This is a genomic window from Sphingobium sp. TA15 (genome assembly GCF_037101235.1).
Classification (GTDB): Bacteria; Pseudomonadota; Alphaproteobacteria; order Sphingomonadales; family Sphingomonadaceae; genus Sphingobium; species Sphingobium indicum.
This window is the reverse complement of sequence record NZ_AP025355.1, coordinates 1,148,685-1,169,607: the sequence shown is the minus strand read 5'-3', so window position 1 is coordinate 1,169,607 and position 20,923 is coordinate 1,148,685. Positions and strand designations below refer to the sequence as shown.

Annotated in this window: 17 protein-coding genes and 1 pseudogene; 10 read left to right on the top strand and 8 right to left on the bottom strand. The window is 59.7% G+C overall.

What is annotated here, in order from left to right; translation table 11 throughout:
• Window positions 1-5 precede the first annotated feature (5 nt).
• Window positions 6-947, top strand: a pseudogene (locus tag Sj15T_RS05885) (aldehyde dehydrogenase family protein); the annotation flags it as partial.
• Window positions 948-1,036: 89 nt separating this feature from the next.
• On the opposite strand, the gene Sj15T_RS05880 reads toward Sj15T_RS05885, so the two are convergent.
• The 7 genes from Sj15T_RS05880 to Sj15T_RS05850 all read right to left on the bottom strand — a co-directional run bounded on the left by Sj15T_RS05880 (window position 1,037) and on the right by Sj15T_RS05850 (window position 7,870).
• On the bottom strand, window positions 1,037-1,801 hold the full coding sequence (locus Sj15T_RS05880; protein WP_001389365.1) for an IS6-like element IS6100 family transposase: 765 nt from the start codon (window positions 1,799-1,801) through the stop codon (window positions 1,037-1,039).
• A gap of 39 nt (window positions 1,802-1,840) precedes the next feature.
• Complete coding sequence (locus tag Sj15T_RS05875) at window positions 1,841-2,911, bottom strand: acyl-CoA dehydrogenase family protein (RefSeq protein ID WP_013040182.1); 1,071 nt, start codon at window positions 2,909-2,911, stop codon at window positions 1,841-1,843.
• Between the two features lie 86 nt (window positions 2,912-2,997).
• Window positions 2,998-3,990 (bottom strand): NADP-dependent oxidoreductase, encoded by a 993-nt coding sequence (locus Sj15T_RS05870; protein ID WP_013040181.1) that lies wholly within the window; start codon window positions 3,988-3,990, stop codon window positions 2,998-3,000.
• A gap of 87 nt (window positions 3,991-4,077) precedes the next feature.
• The gene (locus tag Sj15T_RS05865; protein ID WP_013040180.1) at window positions 4,078-5,136 is read right to left on the bottom strand and encodes a phosphotransferase family protein; all 1,059 of its coding nucleotides are present in this window, start codon (window positions 5,134-5,136) and stop codon (window positions 4,078-4,080) included.
• Between the two features lie 2 nt (window positions 5,137-5,138).
• Window positions 5,139-5,903 carry an SDR family oxidoreductase gene (locus Sj15T_RS05860; protein ID WP_041386398.1) on the bottom strand — a complete coding sequence of 255 codons (765 nt, stop codon included), beginning with the start codon at window positions 5,901-5,903 and terminating at the stop codon, window positions 5,139-5,141.
• Between the two features lie 72 nt (window positions 5,904-5,975).
• Window positions 5,976-6,890 carry a CocE/NonD family hydrolase gene (locus Sj15T_RS05855; RefSeq protein ID WP_013040178.1) on the bottom strand — a complete coding sequence of 305 codons (915 nt, stop codon included), beginning with the start codon at window positions 6,888-6,890 and terminating at the stop codon, window positions 5,976-5,978.
• Window positions 6,891-7,111: 221 nt separating this feature from the next.
• Window positions 7,112-7,870: a TetR/AcrR family transcriptional regulator gene (locus Sj15T_RS05850; RefSeq protein WP_013040177.1), complete on the bottom strand. Its 759-nt coding sequence runs from the start codon at window positions 7,868-7,870 to the stop codon at window positions 7,112-7,114.
• Window positions 7,871-8,329: 459 nt separating this feature from the next.
• Between Sj15T_RS05850 and Sj15T_RS05845 the strand changes: the two genes are divergently transcribed.
• From Sj15T_RS05845 to gorA, 8 genes are all read left to right on the top strand, one after another.
• A complete protein-coding gene (locus Sj15T_RS05845; RefSeq protein ID WP_007686272.1) occupies window positions 8,330-9,973 on the top strand; it encodes an AMP-binding protein in 1,644 nt (547 codons plus the stop codon).
• On the top strand, window positions 9,970-10,941 hold the full coding sequence (locus tag Sj15T_RS05840) for a thiamine pyrophosphate-dependent dehydrogenase E1 component subunit alpha (protein ID WP_013040176.1): 972 nt from the start codon (window positions 9,970-9,972) through the stop codon (window positions 10,939-10,941). Before Sj15T_RS05845 ends, Sj15T_RS05840 begins: the two co-directional genes overlap by 4 nt.
• Entirely contained in the window at window positions 10,934-11,917 is a 984-nt protein-coding gene (locus tag Sj15T_RS05835) for an alpha-ketoacid dehydrogenase subunit beta (protein ID WP_013040175.1), read from the top strand. Before Sj15T_RS05840 ends, Sj15T_RS05835 begins: the two co-directional genes overlap by 8 nt.
• A complete protein-coding gene (locus Sj15T_RS05830) occupies window positions 11,914-12,153 on the top strand; it encodes a lipoyl domain-containing protein (RefSeq protein WP_007682525.1) in 240 nt (79 codons plus the stop codon). The genes Sj15T_RS05835 and Sj15T_RS05830 overlap by 4 nt, the downstream gene beginning before the upstream one ends.
• 117 nt (window positions 12,154-12,270) lie before the next feature.
• On the top strand, window positions 12,271-14,805 hold the full coding sequence (locus Sj15T_RS05825; RefSeq protein WP_013040174.1) for a TonB-dependent receptor: 2,535 nt from the start codon (window positions 12,271-12,273) through the stop codon (window positions 14,803-14,805).
• Window positions 14,806-14,975: 170 nt separating this feature from the next.
• Window positions 14,976-15,917, top strand: a complete 942-nt coding sequence (locus tag Sj15T_RS05820; protein WP_007682022.1) for an XdhC family protein — start codon at window positions 14,976-14,978, stop codon at window positions 15,915-15,917.
• Window positions 15,914-16,906, top strand: coding sequence for a molybdopterin-binding protein (locus tag Sj15T_RS05815; protein ID WP_007682023.1), 993 nt, complete (start codon window positions 15,914-15,916; stop codon window positions 16,904-16,906). The genes Sj15T_RS05820 and Sj15T_RS05815 overlap by 4 nt, the downstream gene beginning before the upstream one ends.
• A 38-nt stretch (window positions 16,907-16,944) precedes the next feature.
• Window positions 16,945-18,291, top strand: coding sequence for a glutathione-disulfide reductase (gene gorA, locus Sj15T_RS05810; RefSeq protein ID WP_007682024.1), 1,347 nt, complete (start codon window positions 16,945-16,947; stop codon window positions 18,289-18,291).
• 134 nt (window positions 18,292-18,425) lie between these two features.
• Here gorA and Sj15T_RS05805 read toward each other — a convergent pair whose 3' ends face one another.
• The gene (locus Sj15T_RS05805) at window positions 18,426-19,664 is read right to left on the bottom strand and encodes an acyl-CoA dehydrogenase family protein (protein WP_007682027.1); all 1,239 of its coding nucleotides are present in this window, start codon (window positions 19,662-19,664) and stop codon (window positions 18,426-18,428) included.
• 367 nt (window positions 19,665-20,031) lie between these two features.
• Here Sj15T_RS05805 and linX point away from each other — a divergent pair, with 367 nt between their 5' ends.
• A complete protein-coding gene (linX, locus tag Sj15T_RS05800; protein WP_007682029.1) occupies window positions 20,032-20,784 on the top strand; it encodes a 2,5-dichloro-2,5-cyclohexadiene-1,4-diol dehydrogenase LinX in 753 nt (250 codons plus the stop codon).
• The last annotated feature ends 139 nt before the right edge of the window (window positions 20,785-20,923 follow it).

Sequence of the window (20,923 nt, the reverse complement as noted above, 5' to 3'; positions counted from 1 at the left end):
CGGCGATGGCCATGATTGGAAAAGGGCTCCGTGACAGCTTGCCCCACCCCAGGGGAACAGGATCGAGAAAGGAAAATCAGATGCATTTCCTCCGCTTCTTCATCAGTGGCAGCTGGATAGACAATTCCGGCGCCGATACACTTCCCCTGATTGATCCCTCGACGCGCCAGCCATGCGCCACTATTCCCTTGGGAACTCCGGCCGACGTGGACATGGCTGTGGCCGCCGCTCAAGCGGCATTTCCCGCCTATGCGTCATCGACAGCCGCAGAGCGGGCGGCGCTGCTTGCCGCGATTCTTTCGGTCTATGAAAAGCGTGAGGAGGATCTTGCCCAGGCGATCTGCACCGAGATTGGTGCGCCCTACATGCTCTCCCGCTATGCTCATGTCTTTGCGGGCGCGGCGCATCTGAAGCTGATGATTGATGCACTCGGCAGTTTTCCCTTCGAGGAAGCGCGCGGAAGCGCAACGATCCATCGGGAGCCGATCGGAGTCGTCGGAATGATCACGCCCTGGAACTGGCCTATCAATCAGGTCGCAGCTAAGGTGGTGCCGGCGCTGGCGGCGGGCTGCACGATGGTACTCAAGCCATCCGAGTTGGCGCCGCTCAGTGCGCATATTCTGGCTGAGATATTTGAGGAGGCCGGCGTTCCTCCGGGCGTATTCAATCTTATCCATGGCAAGGGAGACCCAGTCGGAGCGGCTTTGGCCGCGCATCCCGGAATCGACATGATTTCTTTTACAGGATCGACTCGCGCGGGAGTGCTTGTTGCGCAGGCGGCGGCACCCACGGTCAAGCGGGTAGCTCAGGAGTTGGGCGGCAAGTCGGCGAATATCATTCTAGACGATGCAGATTTCGAGGTCGCCGTTTCCTCTGGCGTGGCGGCAATGATGCTGAATTCCGGACAGTCATGCAATGCGCCGTCGCGAATGTTGGTCCCCGCTGCGCGCCGAGCCGATCTGGATGCAATCGTGGAGCGTGCGGCTCTGTTGCAAAGATTGGCGGCAGTCAGAGGTAGGCTGTCGCTCTGCGCCGATCAGGCGGCTGCTGCGAAATGGTGGTTGAGCATGCCCATGGCCTCCGTCAGCGCCGAGGGCCCAATGCCAAAAGCTCTCTCCACAAGGCGCACCTCGCCCCTGATGCCGGGCTGCAGGCACCAGGGGCGAGCCTGTCCTTTGCGCAGGGCTCGCATGACTTCGAATCCCTTGATCGTGGCATAGGCCGTGGGGATCGATTTGAAACCGCGCACCGGCTTGATCAGTATCTTGAGCTTTCCGTGATCGGCCTCGATCACGTTATTGAGATACTTCACCTGCCGGTGGGCCGTCTCCCGGTCCAGCTTTCCTTCGCGCTTCAATTCGGTGATCGCTGCACCATAGCTCGGCGCTTTGTCGGTATTGAGCGTGGCAGGCTTTTCCCAGTGCTTCAGGCCTCGCAGGGCCTTGCCCAGGAACCGCTTCGCTGCCTTGGCGCTGCGGGTCGGCGACAGGTAGAAATCGATCGTGTCGCCCCGCTTGTCGACTGCCCGGTACAGGTAGGTCCACTTGCCCCGCACCTTGACGTAGGTTTCATCCAGGCGCCAGCTCGGATCAAAGCCACGCCGCCAGAACCAGCGCAGCCGCTTCTCCATCTCCGGGGCGTAGCACTGGACCCAGCGATAGATCGTCGTATGGTCGACCGAAATGCCGCGTTCCGCCAGCATTTCCTCAAGGTCGCGATAGCTGATCGGATAGCGACAATACCAGCGCACCGCCCACAGGATCACATCACCCTGGAAATGGCGCCACTTGAAATCCGTCATCGTTCCGTCCGTCCAATCTCCGCCAAGCATGCTCAAGCTTCACGATTTTTGCAACAGAGCCGTCATCAGCATCCGGCGCACGTCCGGATGGGCGATGATGGCCACCGGCGTACCGTCACCGCCGGCCGCGACGGACTGAATGCGCTCACGGGCAAAGGCGAGGGCGCCCTGATAGGCGCGTTCCGCGATTGCGACGCCCTGAAGCCCGATGGAAATCCTTGCATGGTTCATCATCGTGAACATCGCGCGCATGCCGCCTTGCTCCGGGCCGATGCGCCAGCCGACACAGGCATCATCTTCTTCGCCGAAGCTCATGGTGCACGTAGGCGAGGCGTGTATGCCAAGCTTATGCTCGATCGATACGCATCGAACGCCGTTGCGCTGCCCCGGTGCGCCATCCGCGTCTGGCAGATATTTGGGAACGAGAAAGAGGCTCAGCCCTTTGCTTCCCGCAGGCGCGCCCGGCAACCGTGCGAGAACCAGATGGACGATATTGTCGGCGACATCATGGTCGCCCCAGCTGATGAATATCTTGGAGCCAGTGATGCGATAGCTCCCGTCACCCGCCGGCGTCGCGACCGAGCGGATGGCGCCCACGTCGGAACCCGCTTGCGGCTCGGTGAGGTTCATCGTTCCGGTCCATTCGCCGGAAACCAGCTTCGGCAAATAGAGCTGCTTCTGCTCATCGGAGCCATGTGCCTGGATCGCCGAGATCGCGCCCTGGGTAAGGATGGTGCAGAGAGCAAAGGCCATATTGGCGGAACTGAGCTGCTCCTGCACGGCAACGGAAAGTATGAAGGGCAGGCCCTGGCCGCCATGGTCCGGATCGGCGGCGAGCGAGTTCCAGCCATGGGCAACGAAAGTGGCGTAAGCCTCGCGAAAACCCGCGGGGAGGATTACCCCATCAAGCGACCAGCGCGCGCCCTCGACGTCGCCACTGCGATTGAGCGGCGCGAACACCCCGGCGGCGAGCTTGCCTGCTTCCTCGAGAACGGAGTTCGCCAGATCGCTGCTGGCGTGATCGAAACCAGCCAGCATCGCCAGCGCGGGAAGGTTGGCGATGGTTTCCAGAACAAATGACTGTTCGGCGATCGGGGCGATGTAGCTCATGGGATCCTTATCATCAGAACAGCGCGAAAACCCGGATCGCGGCGTAAAACGATCCGGGTCTTCTTCAGACTTTTATCAATCCGGTATCAGATCTTGACGAGCATCTTGCCGGTGTTGCCGCCGCTGAACAGGCCGATGAACGCATCCGGCATTGCGGCGAGCCCTTCATGGATGGTTTCGCGCGTGGTGATCTTGCCGGATTTCAGCAGTTCCGTCATTCCCTGCAGAAATTCCGGCCGACGAGCCTCGAAATCGGAATAGATGAAGCCTTCGATGCGAATGCGGCTGCCAATTATTTTCGGGGCGTAACGAAGCTGGGTTGCACCGCCACCATTATAGATGGATGTCATCCCGCAGATCGCGAAGCGCGCATGGTCATTTGAAAGCGCGATCGCCGCGTCGAGATGGTCGCCGCCGACATTGTCATAATAGACATCGATGCCGTTCGGTGCGACCGTCCGAAGTTTGCGGACGAGCGATCCTTCTTCCTTATAGTCGATCACGGCATCGGCGCCGATTTCGCGGACCCATGCGCATTTTTCCGGGCCGCCGGCCGAACCAATCACCGTCATGCCCTTGGCCTTTGCAATCTGGACCACGGCGGAGCCGACCGCGCCGGCTGCAGCGGAGACGAACACGATATCCCCCGGCTTGGCAGACGCGATGGAAAGCAGGCCGAACCAGGCGGTGAAGCCCGGCAGCCCCAGCATGCCCAGCCAGGCGGTGTCGGACACACCGAGATCGGCGGGAAGCTTTTCCACTTCGGTGGCAGGCAGCACAGCCTCGTCGCGCCATCCACCCATGTGGAGGACCTTATCGCCGGGGACGAAATCGCTGGAAGCCGATTCGATCACTTCACCGACGGCGCCGCCCTCCATCGGGGCATCCAGCGCGTAGGGGGGGACATAGCTTTTCCCCTCATTCATGCGACCGCGCATATAGGGGTCGACCGAAACCCAGCGATTGGCGATGCGAACCTCGCCTGCGGCAAGCGGGCTGGCGGGAACGTCGCGCAACGCGAAATTTTCCATCGTCGGCATGCCGGCCGGGCGGGAAACGAGATACCAAGCTTGAGACATTATCGACTCCTCATGCTCGCTGGCGCACCAGCGATGTTTCTTGCCAAAAAATTGGGCCGGGCGGGGAAACAGTATCGCCCGAGCCCTTCAATAGGCCGCGCCGCCATCCACGAAACTGAGCGCCGCCTCGGTAAAGGCCAGGGCGAAGCCGCCGACTTCTTCGGCGTCATTCGCCGCCGCGTTGCCCTTCTGGGCGCGTACGGCAACGCCTTCCGCGATCAGCGCGAAGCGGAAGAATGCGAAGGCGCGGTGAAAGGCCGATAGCGTGTCGTCCATATTTCGCCGTTCGAAATAATGGGTGGCATAAGCGCGTTCGTCGGGGATGCCGAGCGCATTCCAATCCAGGCCGGCAATGCCAGAGAAGATATTGGGCGGAAGCCGCCAGAACATCATGCTGTAGGCGAGATCGGCGAGTGGGTGACCGAGAGTAGATAACTCCCAGTCCAGCACCGCCACAATGCCGCTGCCGGACGGCTGATACATCAAATTGCCCATGCGATAATCGCCGTGGCAAATGCTTGTAAGCCCGTCGTCTTGCGGAATCTCCGCGCGCAGCCATGCGATCAGGCGGTCCATGCCTGGCAAATCGCGCGTGCGGTCGCGCTCATATTGTCCCGACCAGCGCTTGATCTGCCGCTCGAAATAATCACCGGGGCGACCATAATCGGCCAGACCGATCGAAGCGGGATCGATCGAATGCAGATCCGCCAGCGTGGCGGCTGAAGCCAGATAGGCGGAATGCCTGTCCGCTACTGTGAGGTCGGGCATTGCGCTATCGTGGAAAACACGCCCGTTCACCTTTTCCATCAAATAGAAAGGCGTACCCAGCGCATCGCGATCTGCATGAAAGAACAGCATTTGCGGCACGGGCACGGCGCTGGCGGCTAGCGCCTTCATTACCCGATATTCGCGATCTATCGCATGTGCCGAGGGCAGCAGTTCCCCATCCGGCTGTTTGCGCAGGACAAATGATCGACCGCCAAACTCGACAAAAAATGTCGGATTGGATTGACCGGCCGCGATAGGACGCACTTCGATGGGTCCGCGCAGGTCTGGAAGCTGCTCCCGTAATATCGCCGTGAACGCCTCCAGCGGCAGCCCGCTCGCGGACCTTTGTGATTCGATTGTGCTGGGGGAGGCGGTCAAGATTACAGGCCCTTCAAAAGGCTTCCGCCGTCCACGGTAATGGTGGTGCCCTGAATGTAGGACCCGGCATCGGACGCGAGCAGCATGAGCGCCCCGTCGAGTTCGGATGCCTCGCCCAGGCGCCGCGGGAACAGGCGCGTGATATAGGCTTTGCCCTTCTCGCTTGCGAAGAAATCGTGATTTATCTCCGTGGCGACATATCCCGGCGCAAGCGCATTGACCCGGATGCCAAGTTCGCCCAGCTCAAGCGCCATGATACGGGTGAGCTGGGCCACGCCTGCTTTGGCGACAGAGTAATTTGCCTGCTGGCGTTGCACGCCATGACCAATGATTGAGCTTATGTTGATAATGCTGCCTCGCCCAAGAGGGGCCATGCGGCGGGCAACGGCCTGGCCGACGCGCCAGACGCCGGTCAGGTTGGTATCGAGAACCTGTGCCCAATCTTGTTCCGTCATATCGAGAAAAGGCGCGGTCGCCGCGACGCCGGCATTGTTGACAAGGATCTGGATCGGGCCGAGCTCGTCCTCGATCCGTGCGACGGCCGCATCAACGCTGGCCCGATCGGTAACATCGAGCGCTACGGCAAGTGCTTTGCCGCCTTGGTCGGTAATCGCCTTTGCCGTGTCCGCGACCCGGTCGATGCTGCGCGCCGCGAGGGCGACATGTGCGCCGTTCGCCGCGAGCAGCAGTCCGAAATGGCGCCCAAGACCGCTCGATGCGCCGGTCACCAATGCGATACGGTCCTGGAGAGGATATACTTCGGACATGATCACCGGTCCTGTTTTCCGCAGAGGATATCTCTTTGGCTACCCCGCAGGCGGCCGTGAAAAGCGTTCGCCTTAGCGGAGCGTCTCGTTGAGCCACCTCAGTCCCGCCTCGGCGGCCATCATGCCTCTCGCCTTGTCGGAATAGAGCGTTATGTGGGTCGTGTGCGGCAACACCACAAGTTCCTTGCGGGGGCAAGGAATGGCATTGAACGTATCGATTTCAAGATCCCATAGGGTAATATCGTCCCCTTCGGCAACCACCATCATGACAGGTGTGTTGATGACGCGACCAACAAAGCTGTTCACATTGTAATTTAGGAGCAATTCGACCGATTCGACAGTGCTCTTGTTCTGATAGAGCGGCGCGTCATTTTTCTTGATCTCGTTAAAGACAATTTCCGCTTCCGGCACCGGCCAGCAAGGAATGTCATTGACGTAATCAATGGTGGCGTGCGGCAAATAGAGTTGCTCACCGGGCTTTTCATAACGTAGCGCGCGATCATCGGCGATCAGCTTCAGAAGTTGGCGCCAGCCGTTTACGCCATGGATACGACGCATATTCTCATATCCGTCGATAACGGGAACATGGCTGATGACCGTTTTCACCCGCTCGTCGATCGCTGCAAGGATGATGACATGGCCGCCGGAATAGGAAATGCCCCAGGCCCCGATCTTGTCGGGGTCGACCGCAGGGTGGCGCTCGAGGAAGCTGATGGCGTTCTGATAATCCCGGATCTGCGCCCAGGGATCCAGATGCTGGCGATTGTCGCCGCCACTGACCCCGAGGTTGCGATAGTCGATGATGAGCGCGTTAAAGCCATTTTCAGCGAACTTCTGCGCATAGGTCGGCATCGTGACCTCACGCACATAGCACCAGCCGCCAGCGAGCACGACAGTGGGCCGACGCCCGCCTTCGTCGGGTGTGTAGAGCCAACCCCGAACAGTATCACCTTCGGACTGGAACTCTACGTCGAGCCTCTGCACCATTACCCTTGCCCTCCCTCGCTTAATTAGAGCCGCGGCCGGACGGTCGCGCCGTGGCGCCCATCCTCATCGCTATCATTGCCCTAACTAAGTGACCAACTGGTAACGTGTCAAGATAGCTTCTCTGCGCCTCCAGAGCTTGGCACCCGATATGCATGGGCCTCGGCCCAATGGGGCCGAGGCCGTGCCGTTAACTTATTTGAAAGCAGGAAGTTTTGCCGGGTTCAGCCTATCGACGCTACATCAAGGGGAGAAGGCCTTTTTTTGGTGGCCCTGGCCAGTCGTGGCTTGCGGACGCGGCGCTGGGGAGGAGCCACCAGCCCGGGATAAATGTTGACGACCCCATCCAGAAACAGAATAATTTCCATCTCTACCCAGGCATCGACGTTTTCAGGCGTGTCGACCCCATATATGAATTTCCGGACGCCGAGATAAAAGATGCGCGAATTGACGCCAAGCACGAGTTCGGATTCGTTCTGTGTGAGAGGCATCTCTTCAATCGTAGGCAGGCCAAGATCGTGACGAAATTCGGCGCAAACCGGCCTGACGAGATGTTCTTGCATGAAAGAATACCAGCGACCGTTTATGTCGGATCCCTTAAGACCTGCGAACATGAATAGGCGGACCCAGTCATAATTAAGCACTGTCTGGGCGAGCGCCTGGTATACATTTACCAGCCGCTCTCGCAACGGAACATTGCGGTTGCTGATTACAATTTCCCAGTATGGATTCCGCCGGCCGATGAATACTTCCTGATACACGCGTTCAATCAGTGCGTTCTTGCTGGCAAAATAGCGAAATAACAAAGGGTGCGTGATGTTCAGCCGCTTCGCTAGCTCGCGTGTGTCACCACCAAACCCTACTTCCGCGAAGAATTGCACGGCGCCTTCCACGATAAGCCGCTCGCGTTCGGCGCGCGGCAACCGCGGAGTGTCGGTCTGCGTTTTCTTACGCGGGGTCGTCACCTCATTCCCTTCTTTCATAACCAAGCGCCTTGGCGCCGATGCCAATGGTCGTGAATGCTAAAAAATGACCGGCTGGTCAAGTGCATAGGCGGATGCTTCGCTCCAGCTGACGGCGGTGCGCGCTGAATACGCGCCGCCGCTGGAAGAGGTCCTTACTCTGTGAGTTGTTGCATGTGCGCTTGCAGCATTGTGGCCGGCGGGCAGGAGTTGGGAATTGGTCGTTACGTAGCTTCTTTTTGGCGATGTTTGTGGCGCATAGGGCTATTGACAAATGACCAAACGGTGACCTAAAGTTTCAAACAGACGCAGAGACGATAAGCGCCGTGCAAGTTGGGGCCATCCGGCCGGAAATGCTGAACGGATGGATCGGATGCTGCCAGGGGCCTGCGTGAGCGGGTTGGCAGGCTAGTTTCCCATGTACGGAAGACGAATCGGGAAAGCTCGTGGTCGGTGTGTTTCGCGAGTGAGGGGATAGACGTGCGAAAGGACGTGAGCGGTTGGATCACCCGTCTGAACGACGCGATGATCGACAACTACACAGCTTCAGGCGCATGGCGGAATGAGTCGATCGCCGATATCGCTGCGCGTCTGGTGATCGAAAAGCCTGACATGCTCGCATTTATTGAGGGCGATCGCTCGCTTTATCTGGGTAATCTTGTTACCAAGGCAAGAAAGATTGCTGCGGTACTTGCCACGCGTGGCCTAGTTCCGGGCGATGTGGTAAGCTTCCAGCTTCCCAACTGGCTCGAAACCGCGGTAATCAACCTGGCTTGTTGTATCGGCGGCTTTGTCTGCAATCCCATCATCCCAATCTATCGCGAGGCGGAGGTCGGCTACATCCTGCGCGACGGCCGTGCTAAGATTCTGTTCGTGCCGACGAGCTTCCGTGGCTTCGATTATGTCAATATGGCGCGCGCGCTTCAGGCGGGCCTTCCCGATCTTGCCACCATCGTTACCGTCCGGGGTGAGGCGGAGGGCTGTCTTGGTTATGAGGAGCTTCTCGCTTCAAACGCGCCTGACGTGGCAAGCGGCCATCCCGATCCCAATGCCGTCAAGCTGCTGCTCTATACATCGGGCACGACAAGCCATCCCAAGGGCGTTCTGCACAGCCACAATAGCTTAATGGCCGAGCTCCTTGCCGCTCGGGACTATTGGGGCCTTGGTGCGAGCGATGTGGTGCTGATGCCCTCGCCGGTTACGCATATAACCGGCTATCTTTACGCGCTCGAAATGGGTTTCGTCACCGGCTGTGCCGCGGTGTTGATGGAGCGATGGGACGCCTCTGAGGCGGTCGAGCTGATCAAGCGGCACGGCGTAACGATGAGCGTTGGCGCAACTCCCTTCCTCAGGGAACTTACGGATACGGTCGTGTCGGCCGGGGCTCTGCTCCCCACGATGCGTTTGTTTATCTGCGGCGGGGCGCCGGTTGCGCCGGAACTTGTGCGCCGGGCGGCGCAGGCGATCCCGGGGTGCGCCATATCGCGCGCCTTCGGAAGCAGCGAGGCGCCAACGGTCACGCTGGGTGTCCGGGGCGTCGAAGAGCTTGAGCTTGGCGCGACCACGGACGGGCGCATCGTCAACAATGAAGTGCGGATCATCGACGAAGCGACGGGAGCGTTGCTGGGCGAGGGGGCGGAAGGAGAGATCCTTGTTCGCGGCCCGGAGGTGATGCTGGGCTATACCGATCAAGCGCTGACGGACGATGCGTTCGATCAGGACGGCTTCTTCCGCACGGGTGATCTCGGACGGATCGAATTTGGCGATTTCCTGGCGGTGAGCGGCCGTAAAAAGGATGTTATCGTGCGCGGGGGCGAGAATATCAGCCCTCAGGAAATCGAAGATGCGCTGCATCGCTATCCTGCAATCACCGACGTCGCAGTGGTGGCGATGCCGCATGAAAGGCTGGGTGAAGGGGTCTGCGCCTATGTGATTGCGGATGCGCCCGTTTCCGTCGCCGACATTGGCAGCTTCCTCGGGGAGCAAGGGCTAGCGCGACAGAAATGGCCGGAGCGCGTGGAGATGGTCGACGCGTTTCCGCGCACGGCTTCGGGCAAAGTCCAGAAGAATATCCTGCGTGATCGCCTGGTTGCGCAGGCTCAGCCCACGGAGGCGTCCTTATGAATGGTCCGGACCTTCAACGGTCATTACGGCTTTTTGAGCGCATGCTGCTTATCCGCAGGATGGAGGAGCGGCTTGGTGACCTCGGGAAAGCCGGCGAACTTCCTGGCAATGTGCATCTTTATATTGGCCAGGAAGCGGTGGCCACCGGCGTCTGCGCACATCTTGACGACAGCGACTGGGTTGCCAGCACTCATCGCGGGCACGGTCACTTCCTGGCGAAGGGCGGAGATCCGCGCGCTATGGCGGCGGAGCTCATGGGCAAAGAGACCGGCATTTGCCACGGCAAGGGCGGCTCGATGCATGTTGCCGACGTCTCGAAGGGCATATTGGGCGCCAACGGCATTGTCGGCGGTGGCGTAGGGCTCGCGGTCGGTGCGGCACTCGGCGCGCAGCTTGACGGCGAGGGCCGGGTTGCCGTGGTGTTTTTCGGTGACGGTGCGTCCAGCCAGGGCGTCATTTCCGAGGCGCTGAACATCGCCGCCCTGTGGAAGCTTCCACTGTTGCTGGTCTGCGAGAATAACGGATTTTCTCAATTCTCCCCTTATGAGACGGTGAACGCTGGCGATATCTGGCGCCGCGCCGAACCGTTTGGCATGCCCGGCGCGCTGGTCGACGGCAATGACGTCCACGCCGTATGGCGGGTCGTTGGCGAGGCGGTTGCGCGGGCGCGCTCAGGCGAAGGGGCCACGCTCATCGAGGCTCGTACCTATCGCTGGCGGACTCATGTCGAATCCGAAGAAAGCTTCCTTGCAGCGCCTTATCGCACCCAGGAAGAAGTCGAGAGCTGGAAGCAGCGCGATCCGATTAGCCGGCTGGAAGAATTTCTCGTCTCCGAGGATCTGGAAAAGGACGTGGCCGCTATCCGGGCCAGGGTCGAGGGCGTTACCGAAAGCGCCATCACCGATGCTTTGAATGATCCTCTTCCCCCTGTCTCCCGTGCTTTTGAGGATATGTTCGCCAATGGCTAAGCGGCGCCTCATCCATGCTGTCAACGAAGCGCTTCATGAAGAAATGGAGCGCGACGATCGTGTGATCCTCTATGGCGAGGATGTCAGGATCGGCTTGTTCGGCGATACACGCGGCCTCTTCGACAAGTTCGGGGGCAAGCGGGTGATCAACACGCCAATCTCCGAGGTTGTCATGACCGGTATGGCGGTTGGGATGGCAGCGGCCGGCTATCGCCCGATCTGCCACATGATGTATGGCAACTTCCTTTATACCGGCTTTGACTCCATCGCGAACCAGGCCGCCAAGCTTCGCTATATGACGGCGGGCCAGCTCAAGCTGCCGCTCGTTTACCTGGCATCTACAGGTGCCGGCCGCTCATCTGGCGCCCAGCATTCCGATGCACCCTATCCAGGCGTTATGAACCTTGGCGGCATCAAGGTCGTGATCCCCAGCACGCCAGCCGACGCCAAGGGTTTGATGAAGGCCAGCATCCGTGAGGATAATCCGGTCCTCTTCCTGCTGCCCACCCGCCGCGGCGGCGAGCAAGGAGAAGTGCCCGATGGCGATCATGTCGTGCCGCTCGGCAAGGGATCGGTGAAGCGCGAGGGTCGCGATGTCACGGTGGTCGCGATCGGTGTGATGGTGCGTCATGCAATGCGCGCAGCGGCGACATTGTCCGAAGAGGGGATCGAGGTCGAAGTTGTCGATCCGATGACGCTCTTCCCGCTCGATAAGGAGCTGATCCTGGCCTCGGTTCGCAAGACCGGGCGCCTAGTAATCCTCGATGAGGCGCGTGCTACATGCAGCGCCGCAAGTGAAATTGCCGCTATCGTCGCCGAACAGGGTTTTGCTTCGTTGCGTGGTCCCGTGCGCCGGGTCACCGTGCAGGATGTGGCGATCCCGTTCGCGCCCCATCTCGAAAATGCGGTGATCCCTGATGAGGCTATGGTTGAGGCTGCGATCCGCGCGGCTGTACGCGATGGAGACGTTGCATGAAGATGTCGCTTAAGTTGCCGATGTTTGGCATGAACATGGAAGAAGGCACGATCGCTCGCTGGCACGTACAGCTGGGCGCAGACTTTGCTCTCGGTGACATCCTTTATGAGGTGGAAACCGAAAAGGTGACGTCCGAGGTGGAAGCCCCGTGCGATGGAACTCTCATTGAAATATTGGTTTCTGAAGGTGATGATGCTGCTGTTGGAGCGGCAGTCTGCCGAATAGAAACGAAATAATTGTCCTGACACCGGAGTGAAGTGGGCAGGAGACACGGATAGTTTTTCAACGCGACCGAAGAAAAAATGTTTAAGAGCGCGAAACGATACTTCGGTCATATCTAGGGAGGGATGGTTATGATTGTCAGACCAGAAAGCACAACGAAACGGCACGGCATTAACTTATACGCATCGGGCGTCGCGCTTCTTTGCTTCTGTTCGCCCGCATTCGCCCAGAGCGAGGCTCCGGCGGAGCAGCCTGCTGCCCAATCCGCAGCCGCCGAAGCGCCGCAGAGTGAAAGTCTGGGTGCCGGCGAGATCATCGTCACCGCCAGCAAGCGCGCTGAATCGATCAACAAGGTCGGCCTCACGATTGCGGCGGTCAGTGGCGATCAGCTCGTCAAGCAGGGTATCAGCAGCGTCCAGGATTTGACCAAGGCCGTCCCGGGTCTGACCTATGCGCGGTCGGCATTCGGCACCCCGGTGTTCACGCTGCGTGGCGTCGGCTATTTCGATACCGCTCTGGCGGCATCGCCTGCGGTTAGCGTTTATGTCGACCAGGCGCCTCTCAGCTTCTCCGCGCTGCCCGGCATCGGGGTCGGTTTGGACATGGAGCGTGTTGAGGTACTGAAAGGTCCGCAGGGCATTCTGTTCGGCCAGAATTCCACCGGCGGCGCGATCAACTACATCGCCAACAAGCCGACCGACACTCTGACGAGCGGGTTCAGCCTTGGCTATGGACGATTTAGCACGGTTGAAGGCGAAGCTTTCATCAGTGGACCTGTGACCGACACGCTCAATATACGGCTCGCTGGCCGCAGCACTTATGCGGGATCGTGGCAGAAAAATTACTTCTCTCGTCCAGGTGACGAGTTCGGGAAGCGGCGGGAATTCGCTGGCCGTATCACTCTAGACTGGAAGCCCACCGATAGACTCAGTTTCATGGCCAGCCTGAGTGGTTGGCATGACGGCAGCGAGCCGCAGATCGGGCAGTACATCTTCCTGCGTCCTGCCACGGCGGGGCAGGAGCAATTTTTGAGCCCTCAGCTTTATAATTTCGAAACGGGTACATTGGTGACGCCATATGCGCCGCGCAAGGCGCGCGCCGCCGATTGGTCCGCGGATGCTGAACCTTTCCGTGACGACAGAATGTATAATGCCGCGCTGCGTACCGACTATGACGTGACCGATAATCTGACCCTGACCTCGATCACTTCTTATTCGGACTATAAGCGTAATAGCCGGGCGGCGAATGACGGCACTGCGGTGCAAGACTATGATTATGTCGCCAACGACGGATATATTCGTGACTTCAACCAGGAATTGCGCCTGTCGAACGACGCCGCATCGCGCATGCGGGTCACCGTCGGTGCTAATTATCAGCACAGCAAAGTCTATGAGCTAAGCAAGCTTTCCTATGGAGATAGCATCGTCTCGAATTTCTCTCAGATAGACGGGACGAGCACTTTGCTGCCGGTGCCATTTTCCAGAGCATCGGATTTCAGCCGGCAGACGATCGAAAATTATGCGTTCTTTGGAAACGTCGATTTCGATGTGACAGACACCATCACGGTGAAGGGTGGCCTTCGCTATACGAACAGCAAGCGCCATTTCGTCGGCTGTACCTTTGATAATAATTTCGACCCGATACATGGCGACGACGCCCAGCGCAGGCTGTTCGACATTATCCACACGTTCGCCAGATCCCTGGTGGGCCTGGGAGCATCGACCCCCCTGCAGCCGGGTGACTGCACCAGTGCGATCGACCCGCTGACGGATGCCAACGGCAATCCACTTATCGGTGTAGAGAATGGGCAACGGCCGGATGCCTTTGAGAGCATCCTCGGCGATACCAACCTCAATGAGGATAATCTGTCCTGGAAGGTTGGCGTCGACTTCAAGCCGGTGGCTGGTTCGCTATTTTACGCGAACGTGACCAAGGGCTATAAGGCAGGCAGCTTCCCAACGATTGGGGCGGCGACTGTCAGTCAATATCGTCCGGTCGTTCAGGAATCGGTCATTGCCTACGAAGCGGGTTTCAAGCAGGAGCTGTTCGACCGCTCGGTGCTGCTCACCGGTGCTGGCTTCTACTATGACTACCGCAACAAGCAGCTGATGGGCTTCTTCGATCAGCCGCCTTTCGGCACCGTGTTCGCACTCGACAACGTGCCTAAGTCCACCGTCAAGGGCGGTGAGCTGGCCATCGTATGGCGGCCGGTCGATGGCCTCAACCTCAGTGGCGCGGTGACCTATGTCGACACGAAGATCAAAAAATACTCCGATCTGAATTCCGACGGGGTATTTACTGACTTTGCCGGCGACCGGGTGCCATTCGCTCCGAAATGGAATGCGAGTGCAAACGCCGACTATACCGTTCCGCTTGGCGCCAGCCTGGCAGTGAATTTGGGTGCCAGCCTGACCTATAACAGCAGCACGCAGGCTGCGATCGGTCATGATGCGGTGACGAAGGCGGTAACCTACATCAAGCCGTTTACCACCGTTGATGCTCGCATTGCACTTCAGGATGCGGACAATGCATGGCAGGTCCAGTTCTGGGTGAAGAATCTGACCAACGAATATTACTGGAACAACGTAGCGTTCCTGTACGATACGGCGGTTCGGTATGCGGCCATGCCACGCACCTACGGAGTAAAGACCAGCTTCCGTTTCTAAAGCTGATCGGAGGATCTTGGGTTGGTCTGTCGAGATTGGCCTGGGATCTCCCCTCCTCTGCCGGCATGAAGCCGGTGGTGCATTGAATGGATACGGCCGGAGCATCCGATTTTTCGGACGCTCCGGCCGTAATCCTTTAAGTTCAGCATTTTTTGGATCAGAATGGGATCATGGCTGAGGCAGCGGATGACCTGGATGTCGTGATAGATGCCGCGGCGCTATGGCTTGCGGCGGGCCGTCATGTCGCGCTTGCCACAGTGATCGAGACCTGGGGGTCGGCGCCTCGGCGGGCGGGATCCCATCTGGTGATCCGCGACGACGGAATTTTCGAAGGCTCCGTCAGCGGCGGTTGTGTCGAAGGCGACGTCATCGTTCAGGCTCTCGAATTGATTGCGGCAGGGGGCGGCTTTCGTCGCCTGGATTATGGCGTGGCTGACGCGCAGGCCTGGGAGGTGGGACTTGCTTGCGGCGGCCGAATCTCCATCCTGTTACAGACCGTCGATGGGGCACATTTTCCGCCTGCGCTGATCGAGCGTATCGTTGATGCACGGGCGCAGGGTTTGCCGCTGGGTCTGGCGACGGATCTGACAAGCGGTGCGACCCGCGAGAATGCGGCCCCTCTGAAGGAATGGTTCTTCAATCTCTATCCTCCGCGCCGTCGTCTCGCGATCGTGGGGGCGGTTCATATCGCCCAGCTGCTCGTCCCGATGGCGCGCCTTGCGGGCTATGAGACAACCGTTATCGATCCGCGCGGCATGTTCGCGGCGGCTGCCCGATTTGATCAACCTGTAGACGAGAATTGGCCCGACGAAGCGCTTGATCGTTGGCGCCCGGACGGCGGCTCCGCGGTAGTCAGTTTGACGCATGATCCAAAGCTTGATGATCCGGCGCTGGCGCGCGCTCTGAACTCGCCGGCCTTCTATATCGGCGCATTGGGATCACGAAAAACACATGCTGCCCGGCTCGAGCGGCTCGGCGCCGCCGGCTTCACGGATAAGGAGCTCGCCCGCATCCATGGGCCGGCAGGGCTCCCAATCGGTGCGGCGGGACCAGCCGAGATCGCCGTTTCCATCCTGGCCGAGATGACGACAGTCTTGCGGAGCTCGAAGTGAGGTTTGGACGGGTATCGCTGGAAGAGGCCGAGGGTGCGATCCTGGCCCATAGCCTCTCGATTCCGGGACGCCGCTTGCCAAAAGGGCGCGTGCTCGATTGCGATGATCTGGCGGCGGTCCGGCATGCGGGATTGGAAGCGCTCACCGTTGCTCGGCTCGATACGGACGATATTGGTGAAAATGATGTCGCGATGGCGATTGCGCAGAGGCTGGCCGGAGATCATGTCCGCGCCGAACCTCCCGTCCATGGGCGGGCTGATCTGATCGCCGAGACGAACGGCCTTCTCGTTTATGCACCCGACGGCATAGGCAAGCTCAATCGGGCAACGGAGGCGATCACATTCGCCGCCGTCGCGCCGATGACGCCGGTGCGCGCGGGCGACGTGGTAGGCACCGTCAAGATAATTCCCTATGCGGTGCCCCGAGCCGAACTTGTCTCAGCGGGGCAAGTCGCGGATGGTTGCAAGGTCCGTATAGCTGCATTCGGGCCCCTCTCGGTCAATCTCGTGCAAACCAGTCTAGGCAGCGTAAGCCTCAAGCTTCTCGCCAAGACCGAAACCGTTATAAGGCAGCGAGTCGAGAGGCTTGGCGGACATTTGAATCATGTGTGGATCTGCGATCATGATGAAGCGGCTCTAACCAATTTGCTCGCGGACTCTTCGGAGGCGGATCTTGTGCTGATCATGGCGGCATCGGCGACGGCCGACCGCGAAGATGTGGTCCCCGCGGCCATTCGACAAGCGGGCGGGCGCGTGGAGCGGGTGGGAATGCCGGTCGATCCCGGCAATCTCCTGTGCCTCGGTTGGTTGCGCAGGCGGGCTGTCATTGGGTTGCCGGGTTGTGCACGTAGCCCCCTGCGTAATGGAGTTGATCTGATATTGGAGCGGCTCTTCGCTGGGTTCGGCGTGGATAGCGATGTGATCGCCGGCATGGGAGTCGGCGGTCTGCTCGGGGATGGAGGCGGACGACTCGATGCGCGCGCCCTCTAGCTGTAGAAAAACAACACTTACTTGGTTGGGATTATTGGATGTTGACCTACGACTATGATCTGTTCGTCATTGGGGCGGGCTCGGGCGGAGTGCGCGCGGCGCGGGTTTCGGCAGCCTATGGCGCGCGGGTGGCGGTCGCCGAGGAGCATCGGGTGGGCGGCACCTGCGTGATCCGGGGCTGCGTGCCCAAGAAGCTGCTCGTCTATGGCTCGCATTTCGCCGAGGATCTGCAGGATGCACGGCGCTTTGGCTGGAAGGTGCCCGATTGCGAATTTGACTGGTCGGCGCTGCGCGACAATGTGCTCGCCGAGGTCTCGCGGCTCGAAGGTCTCTACACCGAGACGCTCGGCAACAATAAGGTCGAGATCATCCGCGAGCGGGCGACCGTCGCCGGGCCGCATGAGGTGCTGCTCGGCTCGGGCCAGACGATCACCGCCGGCAAAATCCTGATCGCAACCGGCGCTTGGCCGATCGTACCCCATTTTCCGGGGGCCGAGCATGGCATCACCTCGAATGAAGTGTTCCATCTCGATACCTTCCCCAAGCGCGTGGTGATCGCAGGGGCGGGCTATATCGCCAATGAATTTGCCGGCATCTTCCACCAGTTTGGTGCGCATGTGACGCTGGTCAACCGCACCGACGTGATCCTGCGCGGCTATGACGAGCAGATCCGCGACCGGCTGCTCCAGATCTCGATGACCAAGGGGATCGAGTTCAAATTCCACGTCGCCTTCGAGAAGGTCGACAAGCAACCGGACGGCTCGCTGCTGGTGCACATGACCGGCCATGAGCCGATCCCGGCCGACATGCTGCTATTCGCCACCGGCCGACGCCCGCATACCGAAAATCTCGGGCTGGAGACGGCCGACGTCGCACTCGACGCCAAGGGCGCGATCAAGGTGGACGACGACAACCGCTCGAGCTGCGCCAGCATCTATGCGGTGGGCGACGTCACCAACCGGGTGCAGCTGACGCCGGTCGCGATCCGCGAGGGCCAGGCCTTTGCCGACACTGTGTTCGGCAATAATCCCCGCCGGGTCGATTATGGCTGCATCCCGTCCGCCGTATTCAGCCATCCGCCGATGGCGGGCGTGGGCATGACCGAGGCCGAGGCGCGCAACAAGCTCGGTGAGGTCAAGGTCTACACCTCCGACTTCCGGGCGATGAAGAATGTGCTCGCCGACCGCCACGAGCGCGCGCTCTACAAGCTGGTCGTCCATCCTGAGACCGACGTGGTGGTCGGCATCCACATGATCGGCCCCGACGCGCCTGAAATCCTGCAGGCCGCCGCGATCGCGGTGAAGGCGAGGCTCACCAAGGCCCAGTTCGACGATACCGTAGCACTGCATCCCTCTATGGCCGAGGAACTGGTGCTGATGCGGTAGGGCTTGGGTTGCCAGCTACCGACGTATGCGCCTGGGCGCTGCGTCGGTCATGCGCTTGGCCTGCCGTTCGCCTGAACGCGACCGGCAGGCCGTTAGCTGGTCATTGCGACCGAATAACAGGGTCGGCAATTCAACTATTGACGATAGCGGCGCATTTCGAGGCGAGCGATCGCGCGGTTGTGAACCTCATCCGGCCCATCCACCAGGCGCATTGTGCGGAGATGTGCATAGGCGCGCGCAAGGCCGAAGTCGTCGGCGACGCCCGCGCCGCCATGCGCCTGGATCGCATCGTCGGCGATCTTCAACGCCATATGCGGCCCCGCCACCTTGATCATCGCGATTTCCGCTTGTGCTGCCTTGGCCCCAAGCTTGTCCATCACGTCGGCGGCCTTGAGGCATAGGAGGCGGGTCATTTCAAGTGACGTCCGTGCTTCGGCGATCCGCTGCTCCCAGATGGAATGCTCTGCTAGGCGTTTCCCAAAGGCAGTGCGCGAAAGGAGCCGCTCCACCATTTTCTTCAAGATTTCCTCGGCCAAGCCAATCGTGCGCATACAGTGATGGATTCGGCCTGGCCCCAATCGCCCCTGAGCAATTTCAAAGCCGCGCCCCTCGCCGAGCAGCATATTCTCGACCGGAACGCGAACATCCTTCAGCTCGACTTCGCCATGACCATGAGGCGCATCGTCATAGCCAAACACAGGAAGCATTCGCAGAACCTTAACCCCCGGCGTGTCGAGCGGCAGGAGGATCATGCTCTGCTGAGCATGGCGCGGGGCATCAGGATCGGTCTTTCCCATGAGAATGCCGACCGAGCATCGAGGATCGCCTATGCCCGAAGACCACCATTTGCGGCCGTTGATCACATAATGGTCGCCGTCACAAACGATGGAGGTTTCGATATTGGTGGCGTCAGAGGATGCGACTCGCGGCTCGGTCATCAGAAAGACCGAGCGAATCTTCCCCTCCATCAGCGGCCGGAGCCAGCGCTCCTTATGCTCGCGAGTTCCATAGCGGTGCAGGACCTCCATGTTGCCGGTATCGGGCGCGGAGCAGTTGAACACCTCGGACGCCCATTCGATGCGGCCCATCTCTTCCGCGCAGGAGGCATATTCCAGATTGGTAAGGCCCGGAGCGACGAACTCGAAGCTGCTGTCGACGGGATTGTGGCCGGCCAGCGGCGGCATGAAAAGATTCCATATGCCGTCCGCTTTCGCGCGCTCCTTCAATTCCTCGATTATCGGCAGAGTCTTCCACCGCTCTCCACTAGCCTGCTGCGCGGCATAGGTCTCATCATGGGGCCGAACCACATCGTTCATGAAATTACGGACCCGATCACGCCACATGGTTTCCGCGGGCGACATCGTGAAATTCATATTGCAGTCCTTATCTGGCCCATGGGCATGATGACCACATGGTAATTATCATTAACCCCTGCATGATCCAAGCGATTCGATAAAAGGAGGGCATGCGCCATCTGCGTAGGCTTTTTCACTTCGAGTCGGAGATTGCAGGCCGCGAACGCTGTAAAGGAAGCCATTGTAGAACATAGAGTATGAACCAGCGCCTTTCGCCCCGGCTGGACAAGAGGGCATTTCGTCCTCTCGCAAAGCAGGCTTGTAACCATGTGGTAAGTATGCTCTGATCTTTCAGGCTGGTGCCAGGCACATGGGGCCACTGGCGATGTGGTCAAGGCTGAAGCGAAGTCAATTCGCGCAGTTGAGCATTTTCGGAGGATGAAGAATGGCTAACAGACTCGCAGGCAAGGTTGCGCTCATCACGGGTGGAGCGAGCGGGCTCGGCGCCGCTCAGGCGAAGCGTTTCGCGGAAGAAGGCGCCAAGGTCGTAATCGGCGACCTCAATGAAGAGATGGCCAAGGGCGTCGTAGCCGAAATCAGGGCTGCTGGTGGCGATGCGCTCTTCATTCGGTTGGATGTTACCGATGCGGCGAGCTGGAATAATGCGATTGCCGCTGCCGTCGAGGCTTTTGGCGGGCTTACGACTCTATCCAACACTGCCGGTATCATTCATCCTGGCGGCTTCGAGGAGGAGAGCATTGAAGGCTGGAACAAGATGGTGGCGGTCAATCAGACTGCTATCTTCCTCGGAATCAAGGCGGCAATCCCCGAGCTGGTGAAGTCGGGCAATGGCTCGATCATCAACATCAGTTCGTTGATCGGCATGTTTCCCACCGCCGGCAATGCCAGCTACTGTGCCACCAAAGCGGCCGTGCGCATCATGAGCAAGGCGGCGGCGCTGGAGTTTGTGGACCGCGGCGTTCGGGTGAATACGATCGTGCCCGGCGGAATGAACACGCCGATCACGGCGAATGTCCCCCCTGACGTGCTGAAGCAGCAGACAAGCCAGATCCCCATGGGAAAGCTCGGTGACCCGATCGACATTGCCAACGGCGCGCTTTTTCTGGCCTCTGACGAGGCGAAATATATTACTGGCGTGGATCTGCCGATTGACGGAGGCTGGTCCGTGGGTGTTTGAACTCATTGATATTATTTGTGAAAACACAGCATTAGAAAGTGAAAGCGCGCGGCTGCGTGCCGCGCGCAAAGGGGCAGCATTAGCGGGCCAGGGGACTTGGACATTTAGTCTCACTTTTCGGTCCGGTTCCTCAGAATCC

Bases quoted from the DNA above. Each gene is read 5' to 3' on its own strand.
- linX (WP_007682029.1), top strand. From the start codon at position 20,032: ATGGCTAACAGACTCGCAGGCAAGGTTGCGCTCATCACGGGTGGAGCG.
- Sj15T_RS05870 (WP_013040181.1), bottom strand. From the start codon at position 3,990: ATGTCTCAAGCTTGGTATCTCGTTTCCCGCCCGGCCGGCATGCCGACG.
- Sj15T_RS05825 (WP_013040174.1), top strand. From the start codon at position 12,271: ATGATTGTCAGACCAGAAAGCACAACGAAACGGCACGGCATTAACTTA.
- gorA (WP_007682024.1), top strand. From the start codon at position 16,945: ATGTTGACCTACGACTATGATCTGTTCGTCATTGGGGCGGGCTCGGGC.
- Sj15T_RS05835 (WP_013040175.1), top strand. From the start codon at position 10,934: ATGGCTAAGCGGCGCCTCATCCATGCTGTCAACGAAGCGCTTCATGAA.
- Sj15T_RS05830 (WP_007682525.1), top strand. From the start codon at position 11,914: ATGAAGATGTCGCTTAAGTTGCCGATGTTTGGCATGAACATGGAAGAA.
- Sj15T_RS05820 (WP_007682022.1), top strand. From the start codon at position 14,976: ATGGCTGAGGCAGCGGATGACCTGGATGTCGTGATAGATGCCGCGGCG.
- Sj15T_RS05875 (WP_013040182.1), bottom strand. From the start codon at position 2,911: ATGAGCTACATCGCCCCGATCGCCGAACAGTCATTTGTTCTGGAAACC.
- Sj15T_RS05840 (WP_013040176.1), top strand. From the start codon at position 9,970: ATGAATGGTCCGGACCTTCAACGGTCATTACGGCTTTTTGAGCGCATG.
- Sj15T_RS05860 (WP_041386398.1), bottom strand. From the start codon at position 5,903: ATGTCCGAAGTATATCCTCTCCAGGACCGTATCGCATTGGTGACCGGC.
- Sj15T_RS05880 (WP_001389365.1), bottom strand. From the start codon at position 1,801: ATGACGGATTTCAAGTGGCGCCATTTCCAGGGTGATGTGATCCTGTGG.
- Sj15T_RS05805 (WP_007682027.1), bottom strand. From the start codon at position 19,664: ATGAATTTCACGATGTCGCCCGCGGAAACCATGTGGCGTGATCGGGTC.
- Sj15T_RS05850 (WP_013040177.1), bottom strand. From the start codon at position 7,870: ATGAAAGAAGGGAATGAGGTGACGACCCCGCGTAAGAAAACGCAGACC.
- Sj15T_RS05855 (WP_013040178.1), bottom strand. From the start codon at position 6,890: ATGGTGCAGAGGCTCGACGTAGAGTTCCAGTCCGAAGGTGATACTGTT.